Genomic DNA, 17,317 nt, shown 5'->3' with positions numbered 1-17,317 from the left:
GGCCGTACCGGGCACCTGTCCAGATGGCGACACGCATCCGGGTGACGTAGCAGGTCAGGGCCCTGTTCCCGTCTCACGAACGCGCACACGAACGAGTGAAAACTTCTGCCGAAACTCGGACAAAAGAGCCCAGGTCGCGCGCTGGGTCTAGACAGGTCCCGTCAAGACGCTCCGCGGAGCGACAGATCCGCGTCCGTCCGGCCCTCGACGGCTCTCGCCATGGAGGATCTGAGCACGCCTCGCGCCCTGACGGGTCAGGCGTCGAGGTACGTCTCCACGAGCTCCGCCGCGATGCCCGTGTAGGACGCCGGCGTCAGCTCGACGAGCCGCGCCGCGACCTCGTCGGGAAGCCCGAGACCGCCGATGAACTCCCGCATGTCGTCGGCGGTGAGGCGACGACCCCGCGTCAGCTCCTTGAGCCGCTCGTACGGGTTCTCCATGCCGGTGACACCCGCGACGGAGGCCGCGCGCATGGCGGACTGGACGGGCTCGCCGAGGACCTCCCAGTTCTCGTCGAGCTCGCGCGCCAGCAGCTCCCGGTCCACCGAGAGTGCCCGCAGGCCGCGGGCGACGTTGTCGATGGCGAGCAGCGAGTGCCCGAACGCCGGCCCGATGTTGCGTTGGGTCGTCGAGTCGGTCAGGTCGCGCTGGAGCCGGCTCGTCACCAGCGTCGAGGCCAGGGTGTCCAGGAGTGCCGACGAGAGCTCGAGGTTGGCCTCGGCGTTCTCGAACCGGATCGGGTTGACCTTGTGCGGCATGGTCGAGGAGCCCGTCGCGCCGGCCACCGGGATCTGGATGAAGACGCCGCGCGAGATGTAGGTCCAGACGTCGGTGGCCAGGTTGTGCAGCACCCGGTTGAACCGCGCGACGTCGGCGTACAGCTCGGCCTGCCAGTCGTGCGACTCGATCTGCGTGGTCAGCGGGTTCCAGGTGAGGCCGAGGTGCTCGACGAAGGACTTGGACACGGCGGCCCAGTCGGCACCGGGAACCGCGACGACGTGCGCGCCGAACGTGCCGGTCGCGCCGTTGAGCTTGCCGAGGTACTCGTCGGCCGCGATCCGCTTGAGCTGCCGGTCGAGCCGGTGCGCGAGGACGGCGAGCTCCTTGCCGAGCGTCGTCGGCGTGGCCGGCTGCCCGTGCGTGAGGGCGAGCAGAGGCTGGGACGCTTCCTCGCGCGCGAGCTCGGCGACCTGGTCGACCAGCGCCCGGGCCCGGGGCAGCCACTCCTGCGTGACCGCGCCGCGGACCATGAGCGCGTACGACAGGTTGTTGATGTCCTCGCTGGTGCAGGCGAAGTGCACGAGCTCGCCGACGCCCTGCAGCGGGGAGTCCGCCGGTGCGTCCGCGAGCCGCTTCTTGAGGAAGTACTCGACGGCCTTCACGTCGTGCACGGTCACGCGCTCGATCTCGGCCAGCTCGGCGACCTCGTCGGGCCCGAACGTCTCGACGATGGTGCGCAGGTAGACCTTGTCCTCGCCGGACAGCGTGGGCGCGCCCGGCACGACGCCGTTCGTCGTCAGGTGGATCAGCCACTCGACCTCGACGTGCACGCGCTCGCGGTTCAGCGCTGCCTCGCTCAGGTGGTCGACGAGCGGCGCGACCGCGGACCGGTAGCGCCCGTCCAGCGGTCCGAGCGCGATCGGCGGCGTGACATCGGCAAGCCGCACGCGCGCAGGGACGTCGGAACCGTTCGGGGTGGCCATGCACCCATCATCCCAGAGCCTGTGGCGTCGTCGCTGAAGAGTCCGTCGGAGTCAGTAGCCTGTCCGGATCCCAGCCGCCCGTCCGTCCGTCGAGCAAGGAGCCAGGTGACGCCCGCCCGCAAGCCCGGACCCGTGCTCCTGGTCGGTGCGCTCGTCGCGGTCGCGGTGCTGATGGCGGCGCTGGCCGGGCCGTGGGACGTCGCGCACCGGAACCTGCCGGACGCCGAGATCCCGGTGGTCGACGTGCCCACGCAGGCGCAGACCCAGGCGCCGCAGCCGAGCACGACCGCGGGGCCCGAGATGATGCCCATCGAGCAGGAGCGCTGGATCATCCTGGTGCTGCTGACCGCGCTCGGTGTGCTGGCGGTCGTCGTCCTCGCCCTGGTGTTCCGCAAGATCGCGCAGAAGCTGCGCGAGCGCGCGGTGGGCAAGGACCGCGACGCGGCCGACCCGGACATCGGGCTGGAGGGTGACGTCGTCGACGTCGCGACCGCGGCGATGCGGGAGGGCGCGCAGCACGCCGCGCAGGTGCTCGAGCAGGAGGTCCCGCCCGGCGATGCGGTGATCGCCGCATGGGTGGCCCTGGAGTCGTCGGCCGAGAAGAGCGGCATCCACCGCGACCGCGCGCAGACCGCGACGGAGTTCACGCTCGAGGTCCTGCAGAGCACGCACGCGGACCCGGTGGCCGCGCAGCGGCTGCTCGACCTCTACCTGGCCGCGCGGTACAGCGAGCACCGGCTCACGCAGGAGGACGTGAACAGCGCGAGGACGAGTCTCGCGGCGATCGCCCAGGGGCTGGGGTCGTGAAGGACTGGAGGCCGTGGGTCGCGGGGGTCCTGGCGGCCGCACTCGGATGGATGGCGGGGCTCGCGGCCGTGACGTCGGCGTTCGTCGGGGTCGCGGCGGTCGCCGGGGTCCTCGTGCTCACGCGGTTCGACGTGCGGCCCGACCCCGGGTTCGACCGGAAGCGGCACGACCGGCGGCACGGCGCCCGCGGCGAGGTGCAGGAGCTGGCGTGGGCGATGGTCGCGCGCGACGGACGGGCCAGCGAGCGCATGCTGCGCCGGGTGCGCGAGCTCTCCAGGAGCCGGCTCGCGCGCCACGGGCTCGACATCGACGAGCCCGCGGACGCACCGGCGATCGAGGAGCTCGTCGGCACCAGGGCCTTCCGTACGCTCACGCGCAGCGGCTCGCCGCACCCGAAGATGTCCGAGATCACGCAGGCCGTCGACGCGCTGGACCGGATCGGCACCACGAGGAAGAGCGGGGACACATGACCGAGACACTGACCGTCGCGCAGGTGGCCGAGAAGGGCGGGGCGATCCTCGACGAGGTCGCGACGCTCGTCGTCGGCATGCGCGACCCGCTGAAGGCCGCGCTCGCGGCCGTGCTGGCCGGCGGGCACGTGCTCTTCGAGGACGTGCCGGGGCTGGGCAAGACGCTGGCCGCGCGCAGCCTGGCGACCGCGCTCGGGCTGACGTTCCGCCGGGTGCAGTGCACGCCGGACCTGCTGCCGTCGGACATCACGGGGTCGAGCGTCTTCGACCCCGCGTCGTCGAGCTTCACGTTCCGGCCGGGCCCGGTGTTCGCGGGGCTCCTTCTTGCCGACGAGATCAACCGGACCGCCCCGAAGACGCAGTCGGCTCTGCTCGAGGCCATGGCCGAGCGGCAGGTGACCGTGGACGGGACGACATATCCGCTGGCGGCCCCGTTCCACGTCGTCGCGACCTCCAACCCCGTCGAGTACGAGGGCACGTACCCGCTGCCGGAGGCGCAGCTCGACCGGTTCATGGTGCGGCTCGCCGTCGGGTACCCGGTGCGCGACGACGAGGTCGACGTGCTGTCGAGGCGGCTCGCACGACGCACGGAGGTCGGGACGGTCCGCACGATCGTCGACTCCCAGACCCTGCTCGCCATGCAGGCCGGCGTCGAGGCCGTCAACGTCGAGGGCGACATCCTGCGCTACTGCGTCGACCTGGCGGCGGCCACCCGCGAGCACGACGCGGTCGAGGTGGGGGCGTCGCCGCGCGGGTCGCAGGCGCTCGTGCTCGTCGCGCGGTCGCTCGCGGTGCTCAACGGGCGGGACTTCGTGACGCCCGAGGACGTCAAGGCGGTCGCGGTGCCGGCCCTGGCTCACCGGCTCTCCCTGACGCCGCAGGCGTGGGCGACGGGCGCGGCGCCGGAGGGTGTCGTCACCGACGTGCTGCGGCGGGTCGCGGGTCCGACGACGACGCGGCGCTCGGCCTGACCATGGAGTGGACCCGCTCCAGCACGGCGGTGGTCGGGGTCGCCGTCGGCCTCGCGCTCCTCGCCGTCGGAGCGTTCGCCGGGCGGCCGGACGTGGCCGTGCTCGGCGCCGCCCCCGTGGTCGCGGGGTTCTGGGACTGGCGACGACGACCGTCGACCGGGCCGTCGGTGCACGTCGAGCCGTCCTCGGACGTGCCGACGCCGGGAGCCCTGCAGGTCGAGGCCGTCATCAGCTCGCCCAGCGACGCGGTCGTCGTCGGGGTCCGACGAGGACTGCGGGACATCGCCGAGGTCCTCGTGGCCGTCGACGGCACGCGCACGCTGCCGATCACCGTGCACACGGTCCGCACCGGGCCGCAGGAGGTCGCGGTCGTGGACGTGCAGGGCGTCGGGCCGGGTGCCGCGAGCGTGTCGGAGGCGTCCGCGCCCTCGTCGCGGACGGCGCTCGTCCTGCCCTCGACCCGGCCGCTCGGCGACCTCCCGCTGCCGCCCCGACTGCGCGGGCTGACCGGCGCGCACGAGTCCCGACGACCCGGCGAGGGCGGCGGCCTGCGCGACGTGCACCCGTACGCGCCCGGCGACCGGCTGCGCCGCATCGACTGGCGCGTGACCGCCCGTCGCGCCCCCGACCTGCACGAGCTCTACGTCCGCCGGGAGCACGCGCTCGCCGAAGCGGTCGTGATGCTCGTCGTCGACTCGCGCGACGAGGTCGGCCCCGACCCGATGACGTGGCGCGGCTCGATCCAGCCGCGACCGCAGGACCCCACCTCGCTCGACCTCGCCCGGCAGGCGGCGGCGTCCGTCGCCTCGGGGTTCCTCGGTCTGGGCGACCGGGTGGGTCTCGACGACCTCGGCATCGTGCGCCGCCCGCTCCCGCCCGGTGGCGGGCGCCGGCAGCTCTCCCGGATCCGGCACGCGCTCGCGCTCACCCATCCCGAGGGCGACCCGCCGCGCCGGCTGCGGCCGCCGCAGATCCCGTCGGGCGCGCTCGTCTTCGTCTTCTCCACGTTCCTCGACGACGAGGCCGCGCAGGTGGCCGCGATCTGGCGACGCGCCGGGCACCGGGTGGTCGCGGTCGACGTCCTGCCGACCGTCCGCGAGCTGCACCTGGCCGACCGGGAGCGGCTCGCGCTGCGGCTGATCCGGATCGCGCGCGAGGACCGCCTGGCGGGTCTGGCGGACCAGGACGTCGAGCTGGTGGCCTGGCGCGATGCACCGTCGGTGGCGCTGGCCGGGCTGGCGCGGCGGACGCACCGGCGGGCGGGGGCGTCGCGATGAGGATCCCGTTCCTGCCGCCCCGTTCGTCGCGCGAGGTCGTCGTCCCGACCGGCCCGAGCATCCCGGCCCTCGTGGTCCGGCTCGCGCTCGGCGTGCTGGGGCTGGCGACGCTCACCGTGGCGTTCGTCGGCCCTGGGCCCGGCGCCCACCGTCTGGTGGCGGCCGCGCTGTTCGCGCTCGTCGTGGCGGTCGTGCTGCGGCCGGAGGTCGGGCTGGTCGGGCTCGTCGTCGGGATCGCCGGCGTGCGCGTGCTGCTCTTCGACCCGCCGTCGCTGGGAGCGGTGCTGGCGCTCGTCGTGCTGGTGCACCTGACCCTGTGGACCGCGACGCTCGCCACCCGGACCACGTGGCGGGCGTCGATCGAGTGGGCCGTGATCGGGCGGGGACTGCGTGAGGTGGCGGTCGTCCAGGTGTTCGTGCTGTCGCTCGCCGTGGTCGCGACGGTGCTGGTCAGCCCGTTGGGCATCGCCGACGTCTGGCGGGCGGTCGCGGCGATCGGCGCGATGGCGTTGACCGTGCTGGTGCTCCCGAAGGTCCCGGCGGGGCCCTGAGCCGCCCACAGCCCCGTCCTGTCGGCCGTACCGCCGCCGGCCCGTCTCCGTCGAGACCTCCCGCCTAGCGTCGATCGCATGGTGACGGCAGCGCTGAGATCGGCGAGCTACGAGGTGGAGGAGGCGCGGCGAGCGCTCGTCCGCGCGACGACCGTGACCTGGTCGTCCACGGCCGCCGACCGCTACCGGCGCGCGGTCGACGAGGCCGCGGCAGGAGTCCGCCAGGTCGCGCGGCTGCTCGAGGACGCGGTCGTGGCGGTCCCGACGACGGAGGCCCGCTGCGGGGCGCCCACCGCCTGGCCGGGCCGTTGAGCGACGGGTACCGGCTGATCGGGACGCCGACCGTCGCAGACCTCGACGAGCTCGCCCAGGCGTGCCGGATCCTCGAGGCCACCGCCCAGCGCCTCTCGACCGCGGGCCACGACCTGGCCGGCGGGCTCGGGCTAGACCGGGCGGTCTCGGCCGCCAACCACGCGGCGCACGAGTCGATCAGGGCCGCTCAGCGGGGCGCATGGGCCGCGGCCGACGACGTGCGCGCGCTCGCGGCACGGCTGCGGCGCGCGATCGCGAGCTACGCCGACGCCGAGTCGACGGTCGCGGGTGCGGTCCGGTCGACGGTCGTCCTGGCGGCGAGCGCCGCGGCCGAGTCGCTCACCTTCGGCCCGTTGCTGGGGCTGGGTGCCGCCGGGGCGCTAGCGGTCGCCGAGCTCGTCGACCCGTCCGTGCTCGCCGACGAGCGGGCGTCGACCGCGATGCTCGGCGCCGCGTCCTTCATGCGCGCCCTGAAGCCCGGGCTCCAGGTCCCCACGCTCGACCCCGTGCCGTCGGCCGCACGCGACCTGGACGCTCTGCTCGGGCCGGCCGGTCCCACGGCGACCGTCCCGGTACCCAACCCTCCGCGGCTGCCGGTGCCGCGCACCGTGGCGGACGTGCTCGCGAACGTCGGCCGCAGCTACGACGGGTCCATCTCCGCCGGGGTCGAGGGCACCCGTAAGGGCGTGATCACCGTGCAGCAGCTGACCCATCCCGACGGCACGCGCGCCTGGGTGATCGAGGTCCCGGGGACCGAGGACTGGCGCCCCGGCTCGTCGACGCCCCTGGACCTGACCACGAACCTGCGTCTCATGGGCGCGCTACCCGACGACATGAGCACCGCCGTCGTGCACGCGATGCGGGCCGCGGGGATCGGCGCCGACGAGCCCGTCATGCTCGCCGGGCACAGCCAGGGCGGCATGGCAGCGCTCGCCGCGGCGGCGCTCGTGGCGCCCGTGTACGCGGTCAAAGCCGTGGTCACCGCCGGGTCACCGGACATCCCGCAAGCGGTGCCGCCCGGCGTCCACGTGCGCCGCTACGTGCACGACGAGGACCTGGTCCCGCAGCTCGACGGAGCCGGCGACCGGCACTCGTCGCACGAGACCGTCGTCCGTCGGGACCTGGGCCGGACCGGTGGCCCGCGGGACGCGACGCCGTCCGAGGCGCACCGGGCGGAGCTCTACGCCGAGACCGCCGGGCAGGCACAGGCCGCGCTGGCGGACGACCCGTTCATGAAGCCGTTCGACGACGCCGCGGCCGGCGTGCTCGGTCCGCCCGGCACCACCGCCGTCACCCTGCAGTTCGAGGCGACGCGCGACCCGCAGGTCGTGGCCTCGATCCAGCCGACGATCCGCCCGGCGCCCGGGTCTCAGTAGTTGTAGGTGCTGCTGCTCTGGATCTGCTGGCCCTGCGGGCGCGGGCCGGGGATCAGGACCGAGAGGACGAGGCTGACGATCGAGACGATGATCGCGGCCCAGCACGCGGTGCCGAAGTTCGCGATCCGCAGGCCCCAGCCGGTCGCCTCCGTGATCCAGGCGGTGAGCATGAGCATCAGCGCGTTCACGATGATGGAGAACAGGCCGAGCGTGAGGATGTAGAGCGGGATCGACAGGAACGCGACGATCGGCTTCACGATCGCGTTCACGATCCCGAACACCAGCGCGACGAGCAGGATGATCCCGAGCTGCTGCCAGCCGGTGTCGGCGCCGACGATCGACAGACCGGGCAGGACGAGCTGCGCGAACCAGATCGCGACGCCGTTGATGAGTACGCGCAGGACGAAGGCCATGCGTCGATCCTGCCATCGGTCGGCCCGTGTCTGCTCGATGGTCGCCAGCCTGTCCACCGTGGATCGGACCCAGGCAATGGCATGCTGTGCGCGTGAGTCGCGTCCCGCTTCGCCAGGCCCTCGCCGATCTCCCGCCCTACGTGCCGGGGGCTCGCGTCCCGGTCGGAGCGGCGGCGTACAAGCTGTCGTCGAACGAGAACCCGTTCCCGCCGCTGCCGTCGGTGCTCATGGCGATCTCGGACGCCGCGGCGGACGTGAACCGCTATCCCGACATGTACTCGACCGAGCTGGTCGGCGCGATCGCGGAGTCCCTCGGCGTCGCCCCGGAGAACGTCGTCACCGGCTGCGGGTCGGTCGCCGTGCTGGGCCACGTGCTCGCCGCGGTCTGCGAGCCCGGCGACGAGGTCGTCCTGCCGTGGCGCTCGTTCGAGGCGTACCCGATCGCGATCACGCTCGCGGGCGGGGTCGGCGTGCGGGTGCCGGTCGGCGACGACGGGCGCCTCGACCTCGAGGCGATGGCCGCGGCCGTCACGCCGCGGACCAAGGTCGTGCTGGTCTGCACGCCGAACAACCCGACGGGTCCGGCGGTGCGCGCCGACGAGCTGGCCACGTTCGTCGACGCGGTGCCGAGCGACGTGCTCATCGTCCTGGACGAGGCCTACGTCGAGTTCGTCCGCGACCCGCAGGTCGCCGACGGGCTCGCCGTGTTCGCGGAGCACCCCAACGTCGTCCTGCTGCGGACGTTCTCCAAGGCCTACGGCCTGGCCGGCCTGCGCGTCGGCTACGCGGTCGCGCGGCCTCGCCTTGCCGCCGGGATCCGGGTGGCGTCGACGCCGTTCGGCGTCTCGCACGTCGGTCAGCTGGCCGCGCTCGCCTCGTTGCGGGCCGGGCGCGAGCTGCTGGCTCGCGTCGACCAGATCGTCGCCGAGCGGTCCAGGATGCTCGCCGGTCTGCGCAGGCAGGGCTGGACCGTGCCCGACAGCGAGGCCAACTTCGTGTGGCTGGCGCTGGGGGACCAGGCGTCGGCGTTCGCCGAGGGTGCGGGCCGGTCCGGGGTGCTCGTCCGGCCGTTCGCCGGTGACGGTGTCCGCGTCAGCGTCGGCGAGCCGGAGGCCACCGAGCTGCTCCTCGAGGTCACGGCGGCCTGGCTCGCCCGCTGAGCCGTGCGCGCCGGCACCGTCCGGTGACCGTCGGCGGGGCTCTCGTCGCCGAGCCTCTCTGTGGCGACTCCACAACCGACCGTGCTGACACTCTGTCGGCACAACCTACGGTTCCGTAGGCTACGGTGTCGTAGGTTACGAGCCAGGCGCTCGAGCCCGACCCATCCGAGCGGCCCCCCACCGCTGCACGCGAAGGAGAACCGCGTGGCCCCGAACGGCCCTGTCACCGAGGACGGACTCGTCCAGCTGCTGACCCCCGCCGGCCAGCGCACGGCCCATCCCGACTACGACTCCCGTGTGGCGCACCTGGACGCCGAGGCCCTGCGTGGCTTCTACCGCGACATGGTGCTGGTCCGCCGGTTCGACAACGAGGCCACCTCCCTGCAGCGTCAGGGCGAGCTGGCCCTGTACGCGCAGAGCCTCGGGCAGGAGGCGGCGCAGATCGGTTCGGGTCGCGCGCTCGCCAAGCACGACCAGGTCTTCCCGAGCTACCGCGAGCACGGCGTGGCGCACACCCGCGGTGTCGACCTCTCGGACCTCCTGCGGCTGTTCCGCGGCATCGACCACGGCGGCTGGGACTCCGAGAAGCTCGGCTTCCACCTGTACACGCTGGTCATCGGCTCGCACACGCTGCACGCCACGGGCTACGCGATGGGCCTGCAGCGCGACGGCGCGGTCGGCACGGGCGACCCGGACCGGGACTCGGCGGTCGTCGTGTACTTCGGCGACGGGTCGACCTCGCAGGGCGACGTCAACGAGGCCCTCGTCTTCGCGGCCGTGAACAACGCCCCGGTCGTGTTCTTCTGCCAGAACAACCAGTGGGCCATCTCCGAGCCGACGACCAGGCAGTCCCGCGTCCCGCTGGCCGACCGCGGCAAGGGCTTCGGCATCCCGAGCGTCCGGGTCGACGGCAACGACGTGCTGGCGTCCTACGCGGTCACCGCCGAGGCGCTCGAGCGGGCCCGCAGCGGCGGCGGCCCCACGTTCATCGAGGCGTTCACGTACCGCATGGGCGCGCACACCACCTCCGACGACCCGAGCCGGTACCGCTCGGCCGCGGAGGAGGAGTACTGGCGTCAGCGCGACCCGATCGACCGCCTGCGCACGCACCTGGAGGAGCGCGACGAGCTGCCCGCGGCCTTCGTCGCCAGGCTCGACGACGACGCCGCCGAGCTGGGCGAGCGCCTTCGTGCGACCGTGAAGGGGATGGGCCGCCCGTCGGCCGCGTCGATGTTCGAGCACGTCTACTCCGCGCCGCACTCGGTGGTCGAGGCCGAGCGCGCCTGGTTCGAGCAGTACGAGGCGTCGTTCATGGACGCCAGCCACTCCGGCGAGGGGAGCCACCGATGAACGCGCCCGTACAGACGAGCCCCGCCACCGGCGTGCAGACGCTCACGATGGCCAAGGCGATCAACCTGGGCCTGCGCCGGTCGCTGGAGTCGAGCCCCAAGGTGCTCCTCATGGGCGAGGACATCGGGGCCCTCGGCGGCGTCTTCCGGATCACCGACGGCCTGCAGAAGGACTTCGGCGGCGATCGCGTCGTGGACACCCCGCTGGCGGAGTCGGGCATCGTCGGCACCGCGATCGGGCTGGCCCTGCGCGGCTACCGGCCCGTGTGCGAGATCCAGTTCGACGGCTTCATCTTCCCGGCGTTCGACCAGATCACCACGCAGCTGGCCAAGATGCACTACCGCTCCCGCGGCCGCCTGAACCTCCCGGTCGTCATCCGCGTGCCGTACGGCGGCGGCATCGGCGCGATCGAGCACCACAGCGAGTCGCCGGAGGCGTTGTTCGCGCACACGGCCGGCCTGCGCGTGGTCAGCCCGTCGAGCCCCGCCGAGGCCTTCACGATGATCCAGCAGGCGATCGCGTCGCCGGACCCGGTGCTGTTCTTCGAGCCCAAGGGCCGGTACTGGGAGAAGGGCCCGGTCGACCTCGACGCCGCGCTCGGCGCCCCGCACCCCGGCCTGGACACCGCCAAGGTGCTGCGCCAGGGCACCGACGTCACGCTCGTCGCGTACGGCCCGACCGTCCAGACCGCGCTCAAGGCCGCCGAGGTCGCGGGCGCCGAGGGCACGTCGATCGAGGTCGTCGACCTGCGTGCTCTCTCCCCGCTCGACACCGCGACCGTCGCGACGTCGGTCAAGAAGACCGGCCGCTGCGTCGTCGTCCACGAGGCCCCCGTGCTGTACGGCACCGGCGCCGAGGTGGCCGCGCGGATCGCCGAGGACTGCTTCTACCACCTGCAGGCTCCGGTGCTCCGGGTCGGCGGGTTCCACGCTCCGTACCCCGTCGCCAAGATCGAGCACGACTACCTGCCCGGGCTGGACCGAGTCCTCGACGCCGTGGACCGTTCGCTCGCCTTCTAGTCCCCTGAGGAGCTTCCCCAAGTGCCGACCTACCAGCAGTTTCCGCTCCCCGACGCCGGTGAGGGTCTGACCGAGGCCGAGATCGTCGCGTGGCACGTGGCCGTCGGCGACGAGGTCACGGTCAACCAGACGATCGTCGAGATCGAGACCGCCAAGTCGCTCGTGGACCTGCCGAGCCCCTGGTCGGGCGTCGTCACGCGACTCCTGGTCCAGCCCGGGCAGACCGTCGACGTCGGCACCCCGATCATCGAGGTCGACACCGACCCGGCCGGCACGCCCGCCGACGACGGGGCGGAGCTCCCGCAGTCCCGGGCGAGGATCGCCGACGAGGGCAGCGGCGGCGCCATCGAGCACGGGCACCGCGGGCGTCCCAACCGGCACCAGGGCGTGGAGCCCGGCGGTTCCGACGAGATCGAGGCGGCTCGTGCGGGCCGCGCGGGCGAGCCGGTGGCGGCGCCGGTCGCCACGTCGGAGCCCGAGGAGTCCGAACCTGCGGAGTCCGAACCCGAGGAGTCGGAACCCGAGAAGGTCGAGGCGCCCACCGAGCGCAAGGCCGTCCTCGTCGGCTACGGCGTGGCCGAGGCCGGCGCCGCGCGTCGCGAACGCGTGGTCAACGGAGGGGCGCAGGGCAACCGCCCGCACGCGCTGGCCAAGCCGCCGGTCCGCAAGCTGGCCCGCGAGCTGGGCGTCGACCTCGACTCGGTCTCCCCGACCGGCCCCGGCGGGATCGTCACGCGTGAGGACGTGCTCGGCCGGGCTGCCCAGGCGGAGGCCCGGACCCTGGCGACCTACCCCGGCGACGACGCCCCCTGGCTGGCCAGCGGCACGGTCTCGCCGGACGGCCGCCAGACGCGCGTCCCGGTGAAGTCGGTGCGCAAGCGGACCGCCGAGGCGATGGTCGCCAGCGCGTTCAGCGCTCCGCACGTCACGGTGTTCCACACGATCGACGTCACCGCCACGATGAAGCTCGTCGAGCGCCTGCGCAACGACCGCGAGTTCACCGACGTCCGCGTGACCCCGCTGCTGATCGCCGCCAAGGCGCTCATGCTCGCGGTGCGTCGGCACCCGGAGATCAACGGCTCCTGGGACGAGCAGTCGCAGGAGATCGTCTACAAGCACTACATCAACCTCGGGATCGCGGCGGCGACCCCCCGCGGGCTCGTCGTGCCGAACATCAAGGACGCGCACCGGCTGAGCCTCAAGGAGCTGGCGATCTCGCTGGCGGAGCTGACCGGCACCGCGCGGGCCGGCCGCACCACCCCCGCCGACATGTCCGACGGCACGATCACGATCACCAACGTCGGGGTGTTCGGGATCGACACCGGCACGCCGATCCTCAACCCGGGCGAGGCGGCGATCCTCGCGTTCGGGGCGATCCGTGAGCAGCCGTGGGTGCACAAGGGCAAGATCAAGATCCGCCACGTCACGCAGCTCGCGCTGAGCTTCGACCACCGGCTGGTCGACGGCGAGCTGGGGTCGCGCGTGCTGGCGGACGTCGCGCGCGTGCTGCACGACCCGGCACAGGGTCTCGTCTGGGGATGACGTGTGACAGGCTCCGCGCATGAATGGCGTGCGTACCCTGACGGCCCTCGACGAGCTCGCGCTCGCGCGCGTGGGCTACGAGCGCGGCTTCGTGCTGGGGCCGGACCTCGGGTCGACCGCCGCGCACCGGTACCGGGTCGACGCGCGCAGCAGTCTCGTGGCCGACGGACTGGTGCTGATCGAGACGACCTCGGACCCGTCCGGCGCCGTGCTGTCGTACCGGTTCCTCGACACCAACCGGGTGCCGCTGAGCGTCCGTGACCTGCGCCGATTCCGCATCCTGGTCAAGGTGGCCGACGCCGACGCACCGCCCTTCGCGCTCCTGACCGACCCCGTCGAGATCCCGGAGGTCGTGCCCCGGGACCTCGCCGACCTGCGCGTCGACGCCCTCGACAACGACCTGAAGGACGGGGTCGACTTCTCGGTCACCGGTGCCAGCCAGGCCACCGGCGACGACTGCATCGTGTTCGAGGCCCGCCCTGACTCGTTCGTCGTGTCGTACCGGGAGGGCGGCGTGGCGAACGTCCTGTTCAGCTCAGGGTCGATCGCGCAGGCGCGGGCCGTGTTCCTCGACGAGGCGTGCTGGCTCGGCGCGGAGCGGGGACGCGGGTCCTACCTGGGCCGCTCGCAGGCCGTCGGCACCGAGGACTGGACCCCCGCGCAGGTGGTCGCGGCCTACGAGCGCAGGCTGCTCGGCGACGACTGAGTCAGGCGGTCCGGGGGCGCCGTTCGACGAGGATCGCCGCGATGCCCAGCACGATCGCCCCGATCTCGGAGATCGCCGCGAGCCACACCGGGATGCCCTCCCACCGCTCGTGCACCTCGAAGAACCCGCCGGGGGTCGTCGAGATGATGAACGCGGTGAGCGTCAGGACGCCGAAACCGATCGCGCCCAGCAGCGGCAGCCAGTGGTGCCAGACCAGGACCAGCACGCCGAGCACGATGCCGCCGACGCCGTTGAGCAGGAACGCGGGTCCGACCACGTCGAGGTTCTTCATGCCGTTCGCCCACAGGTCCAGGTGCACGACCGCCGACAGCATCAGGCAGGCGCACAGGAGCGCGCGCAGGACGTCCGACGTGGTCCGCCGCGTGTCCACGGCTCAGGCCTTCCCCGCCACGACGGCACCGTCGGTGACGTGCACGTCGATCTCCGGTAGCGGCGACGGGGCCGGTCCCGAGACGTTCTTGCCGGACAGGTCGTAGATCGACCCGTGGCACGGGCACTTCAGCTCCTTGCCGTCCGGCTTGACCGTGCAGCCCTGGTGCGTGCAGATCGCCGAGAGGGCGACGACCGTCCCCGCCTCCGGCTGGGTCAGGATGATCGGCTTGCCGTCCGCGCCCGTCGCGGCGAGAGCGCCGCCCTCGGGGATGTCGGAGAGCTGCGCGAGGGTGCCGTCGCTGGACCCGCCCGTGGCGCCCCCGTCGGAACCGGTGTCCGAGCCGCTGCCTCCGCACGCCGCCAGCACGCCGGCCGCCGCGACGCCCATGGTCACCATGCCGGCGCGCATCAGCACCTGGCGTCGGTCCAGGCAGCCGGTGCACCCGGCGTCGTGCGAGTCGAGCGTCTCGGGGGATTCCAGCAGCGGGGACATCTCCACCTCCGTGGGCGAGCGGGACGAGCGGTCACCCGTTGTCACGAGACGGAGGTCGCGATGGTTCACCGCGCGCGGCACCGGTTGCGACGACGCTAGCCGCCTGACCTGTGACGCGCTCGGGTTCAGCTGCCCTGGGCCGGTTCTGTTTCCGCCCGTTCGACGGCGGCCTGGTCCGCGACGATCGCCGAGACCCCGCCGACGGCGGTCGCCCCCGCCGCCGCAGCAGGCGCGGCCGCGGCCGCGGCGTCGGCCGCGTCGGCGTCCATGCGCCCCTGGATGCCGGACACGTTGCGCAGCGGCAGCTCGGGCAGGAGCGCGGTCAGCAGGATGCCGAGGGCGATGATGCAGGCCGCGACCAGCAGCACGAGGTCGATGGACTCCGAGAAGCCGTCGAGGAACGGCATGGCCAGCCGGGGGTCCAGGTTGTTGATGAACGACGAGTCGTTGAGCGACGGCAGCGTGCCGCCGGCGCCGTTCACCAGGTCGAGCACGGGCGCGTTGGCGGGGTTCGCCTGCACCGCGGGGTCGGCCAGCGCCGCCTGGAACGACGGGGTCCCGAGTGCCGTCGCGAAGGCCGCCTTGATGTTGTCCCCGACCGTGGAGAACAGGATCGACAGGAACACGGCGGTGCCGAGCGTGCCGCCCATCTGCCGGAAGAACAGGGAGGACGACGTCGCGACACCCATGTCGCGCACCGGCACGGCGTTCTGCACGGCCAGCACGAGCGGCTGCATCGTGAAGCCGAGACCGAGGCCGAAGACGATCGAGCAGGCGAAGATGAAGTTGAGCGACGTGTCGGTCTGGATGCGGGAGAACATCAGCGACCCGCCGGCCATGAGCACCGTGCCGAAGACCGGCAGGAACTTGTAGCGGCCGGTCCGCGAGGTGAACTGCCCGGCGATGATCGAGCCGGCCATGATGCCGAGCGTGAACGGGATGAGCGTCAGGCCGGCCGAGGTCGGGGTCTGGCCCTTGACGATCTGGAGGTAGAGCGGCAGCGTCGCCAGGCCGCCGAACATGCCGAGGCCGATGACCACGTTGGCGCCCGCGCCGATCGAGAAGGTCTTGTTGGAGAAGAGGTAGAGCGGCAGGATCGCGTCGCCCTTGGCGAAGCGCTCCGCGACGATGAACGCGATCAGGCCGACCACCGTGATGGCGTAGCAGGTGATGGCGTTGGCGGAGTCCCAGCCCCACTCGCGGCCCTGCTCGGCGACGAGCAGCAGCGGGACGAGCGTCACGACCAGCAGCAGGGCGCCGGGCCAGTCGATGCGGTGCGCGACCTTCTTGAGCGGCGGCAGGTGCAGGACGCGCGAGATGACGACGAGCGCGATGATGCCGATCGGCACGTTGATGAGGAACACCCAGCGCCACCCGGCGATGCCGAGGATCGTCTCGGCGCCGGCGAAGAAGCCACCCACCACGGGGCCGAGCACGCTGGAGACTCCGAAGACCGCGAGGAAGTAGCCCTGGTAGCGGGCGCGCTCGCGGGGCGGCACCAGGTCGCCGAGGATCGTGATGGCCAGCGCCATCAGACCGCCCGCGCCGAGGCCCTGCAGCGCGCGGTACCCGGCCAGCTCGTACATCGAGTTCGACGTGCCGGACAGCAGCGACCCGAGCACGAACAGCGAGATCGCGATCATGTAGAGCGGCTTGCGCCCGTAGATGTCGGAGAGCTTGCCGTACAGCGGCGTCGAGATGGTCGCGGTGAGCAGGTACGCGGTGGTCACCCACGCCTGCAGCGAGAGCCCGTTGAGGTCGTCGCCGATCGTCCGGATCGACGTGGCGACGATCGTCTGGTCCAGCGCGGCCATGAACATGCCGAGCATCAGGCCGCCGAGGATCGTGAGGATCTCGCGGTGCGTGGGGGCGGTGAAGCCGGACGAGGACGGCGCGTCGGTGCTCGTCTCAGTGCTCTGCTGGGTCACGGGGGGCCTTCTCGAAACGGGGGGAACGCGCGAGGCGAGGGGGCAACTGGTTGCGCAGGACAACCATCCCGCACTCAAGAGCCAACAACCAACGGGCCCGGATGTGTTCCCGGTCACCCGAGGCCTTCCCCCGGGCGAGCGGCTACCGTGTCCGGCATGTCCGAGCCAATGACGGCCCTGCGCAGGGCCGTCCGGCGCGTAGTCGCGGTCGTCGTCGGACTCTGCGCACTTGTCCTGCTGGGCGCCCAGGCGGCCCAGGCCCACAACCAGCTGGTCGGCACCGACCCGCCCGCCGATGCAGTCCTCGCGGTGATGCCGGACCACATCACGCTCACCTTCGCGGAGGACGTCTCGCCGCTGGGTGTGGCGCTCATGGTGCACCGGCCCGACCAGGCGATCGTCAACGTCGGGGTCCCGACGACCGAGGGACCTGTGGTCACGCAGGCGATCGCCGGCGACCTGCCCGCAGGCCTCTACCGGGTCATGTGGCGGGTGACGTCCGACGACGGCCACGCGATCGAGGGTGAGTACACCTTCACCACGCAGACGGCGACGACGATCCAGGCCCTCGCCGCGCCGGTCGACGTCGCCGGGGAGCCGGTCGCGGAGCAGCCGATGGTCATGGACCACGGGACGATGGTGCCGGCGACCCCCTCGGCGACCGCGTCGACCGCTCCGGACGCCTCGGCGCCGCCCGTGGCCGACCCGGTCGTCGCGGAAGCCCGGCAGGTGCCCGCAGGCCTGCTCGTCGCGGTCGTCGCGGTCCTCGTCGCCGCGGGTGGCCTGACGGCGGTGCTGCTCATGCGGCGCCGTCCGCTGGACTGACTGCGGCAACCTAGGCTGAGC

18 protein-coding genes are annotated in these 17,317 nt (G+C 72.8%); 13 read left to right on the top strand and 5 right to left on the bottom strand.

Annotation, left to right across the window (positions count from 1 at the left end; translation table 11 throughout):
- Nucleotides 1-254: 254 nt before the first annotated feature.
- Nucleotides 255-1,703, bottom strand: coding sequence for an adenylosuccinate lyase (gene purB, locus AC1DUE_RS01035; RefSeq protein WP_477037523.1), 1,449 nt, complete (start codon nucleotides 1,701-1,703; stop codon nucleotides 255-257).
- Between the two features lie 105 nt (nucleotides 1,704-1,808).
- On the opposite strand from purB, the gene AC1DUE_RS01030 reads away from it, so the two are divergent.
- The 7 genes from AC1DUE_RS01030 to AC1DUE_RS01000 all read left to right on the top strand — a co-directional run bounded on the left by AC1DUE_RS01030 (nucleotide 1,809) and on the right by AC1DUE_RS01000 (nucleotide 7,467).
- Nucleotides 1,809-2,510, top strand: coding sequence for a DUF4129 domain-containing protein (locus AC1DUE_RS01030; protein WP_477037522.1), 702 nt, complete (start codon nucleotides 1,809-1,811; stop codon nucleotides 2,508-2,510).
- The gene (locus AC1DUE_RS01025; protein ID WP_477037521.1) at nucleotides 2,507-2,980 is read left to right on the top strand and encodes a hypothetical protein; all 474 of its coding nucleotides are present in this window, start codon (nucleotides 2,507-2,509) and stop codon (nucleotides 2,978-2,980) included. Before AC1DUE_RS01030 ends, AC1DUE_RS01025 begins: the two co-directional genes overlap by 4 nt.
- The gene (locus AC1DUE_RS01020; RefSeq protein WP_477037520.1) at nucleotides 2,977-3,951 is read left to right on the top strand and encodes an AAA family ATPase; all 975 of its coding nucleotides are present in this window, start codon (nucleotides 2,977-2,979) and stop codon (nucleotides 3,949-3,951) included. Before AC1DUE_RS01025 ends, AC1DUE_RS01020 begins: the two co-directional genes overlap by 4 nt.
- Nucleotides 3,952-3,953: 2 nt before the next feature.
- Entirely contained in the window at nucleotides 3,954-5,228 is a 1,275-nt protein-coding gene (locus AC1DUE_RS01015) for a DUF58 domain-containing protein (protein WP_477037519.1), read from the top strand.
- Entirely contained in the window at nucleotides 5,225-5,779 is a 555-nt protein-coding gene (locus tag AC1DUE_RS01010) for a hypothetical protein (RefSeq protein WP_477037518.1), read from the top strand. Before AC1DUE_RS01015 ends, AC1DUE_RS01010 begins: the two co-directional genes overlap by 4 nt.
- 78 nt (nucleotides 5,780-5,857) lie before the next feature.
- On the top strand, nucleotides 5,858-6,091 hold the full coding sequence (locus tag AC1DUE_RS01005; protein ID WP_477037517.1) for a hypothetical protein: 234 nt from the start codon (nucleotides 5,858-5,860) through the stop codon (nucleotides 6,089-6,091).
- Nucleotides 6,088-7,467, top strand: a complete 1,380-nt coding sequence (locus AC1DUE_RS01000) for a hypothetical protein (RefSeq protein ID WP_477037516.1) — start codon at nucleotides 6,088-6,090, stop codon at nucleotides 7,465-7,467. The genes AC1DUE_RS01005 and AC1DUE_RS01000 overlap by 4 nt, the downstream gene beginning before the upstream one ends.
- Here AC1DUE_RS01000 and AC1DUE_RS00995 read toward each other — a convergent pair.
- On the bottom strand, nucleotides 7,461-7,880 hold the full coding sequence (locus AC1DUE_RS00995; RefSeq protein WP_477037515.1) for a phage holin family protein: 420 nt from the start codon (nucleotides 7,878-7,880) through the stop codon (nucleotides 7,461-7,463). The two genes, AC1DUE_RS01000 and AC1DUE_RS00995, sit on opposite strands and share 7 nt — an antisense overlap.
- Before the next feature lie 92 nt (nucleotides 7,881-7,972).
- On the opposite strand from AC1DUE_RS00995, the gene hisC reads away from it, so the two are divergent.
- The 5 genes from hisC to AC1DUE_RS00970 all read left to right on the top strand — a co-directional run bounded on the left by hisC (nucleotide 7,973) and on the right by AC1DUE_RS00970 (nucleotide 13,657).
- The gene (gene hisC / locus AC1DUE_RS00990; RefSeq protein WP_477037514.1) at nucleotides 7,973-9,040 is read left to right on the top strand and encodes a histidinol-phosphate transaminase; all 1,068 of its coding nucleotides are present in this window, start codon (nucleotides 7,973-7,975) and stop codon (nucleotides 9,038-9,040) included.
- A 204-nt stretch (nucleotides 9,041-9,244) separates the two neighbouring features.
- Nucleotides 9,245-10,390 carry a pyruvate dehydrogenase (acetyl-transferring) E1 component subunit alpha gene (pdhA, locus tag AC1DUE_RS00985; RefSeq protein ID WP_477037513.1) on the top strand — a complete coding sequence of 382 codons (1,146 nt, stop codon included), beginning with the start codon at nucleotides 9,245-9,247 and terminating at the stop codon, nucleotides 10,388-10,390.
- Nucleotides 10,387-11,409, top strand: coding sequence for an alpha-ketoacid dehydrogenase subunit beta (locus AC1DUE_RS00980; RefSeq protein WP_477037512.1), 1,023 nt, complete (start codon nucleotides 10,387-10,389; stop codon nucleotides 11,407-11,409). The genes pdhA and AC1DUE_RS00980 overlap by 4 nt, the downstream gene beginning before the upstream one ends.
- Nucleotides 11,410-11,430: 21 nt before the next feature.
- Complete coding sequence (locus AC1DUE_RS00975) at nucleotides 11,431-12,951, top strand: dihydrolipoamide acetyltransferase family protein (protein ID WP_477037511.1); 1,521 nt, start codon at nucleotides 11,431-11,433, stop codon at nucleotides 12,949-12,951.
- Between the two features lie 19 nt (nucleotides 12,952-12,970).
- Complete coding sequence (locus AC1DUE_RS00970; RefSeq protein WP_477037510.1) at nucleotides 12,971-13,657, top strand: hypothetical protein; 687 nt, start codon at nucleotides 12,971-12,973, stop codon at nucleotides 13,655-13,657.
- 1 nt (nucleotide 13,658) lies between these two features.
- Here the strand turns inward: AC1DUE_RS00970 and AC1DUE_RS00965 are convergent, their stop codons facing one another.
- The 3 genes from AC1DUE_RS00965 to AC1DUE_RS00955 all read right to left on the bottom strand — a co-directional run bounded on the left by AC1DUE_RS00965 (nucleotide 13,659) and on the right by AC1DUE_RS00955 (nucleotide 16,471).
- The gene (locus tag AC1DUE_RS00965) at nucleotides 13,659-14,048 is read right to left on the bottom strand and encodes a hypothetical protein (protein WP_477037509.1); all 390 of its coding nucleotides are present in this window, start codon (nucleotides 14,046-14,048) and stop codon (nucleotides 13,659-13,661) included.
- 3 nt (nucleotides 14,049-14,051) lie between these two features.
- Nucleotides 14,052-14,543, bottom strand: a complete 492-nt coding sequence (locus tag AC1DUE_RS00960; RefSeq protein WP_477037508.1) for a QcrA and Rieske domain-containing protein — start codon at nucleotides 14,541-14,543, stop codon at nucleotides 14,052-14,054.
- A 125-nt stretch (nucleotides 14,544-14,668) separates the two neighbouring features.
- A complete protein-coding gene (locus tag AC1DUE_RS00955; protein ID WP_477037507.1) occupies nucleotides 14,669-16,471 on the bottom strand; it encodes an MDR family MFS transporter in 1,803 nt (600 codons plus the stop codon).
- A 156-nt stretch (nucleotides 16,472-16,627) separates the two neighbouring features.
- On the opposite strand from AC1DUE_RS00955, the gene AC1DUE_RS00950 reads away from it, so the two are divergent.
- Nucleotides 16,628-17,296, top strand: a complete 669-nt coding sequence (locus AC1DUE_RS00950; protein WP_477037506.1) for a copper resistance CopC family protein — start codon at nucleotides 16,628-16,630, stop codon at nucleotides 17,294-17,296.
- Nucleotides 17,297-17,317 lie beyond the last annotated feature (21 nt).

This window comes from Cellulomonas sp. P4_A2, assembly GCF_056402515.1.
This window is presented reverse-complemented; position numbering and strand designations above follow the sequence as displayed.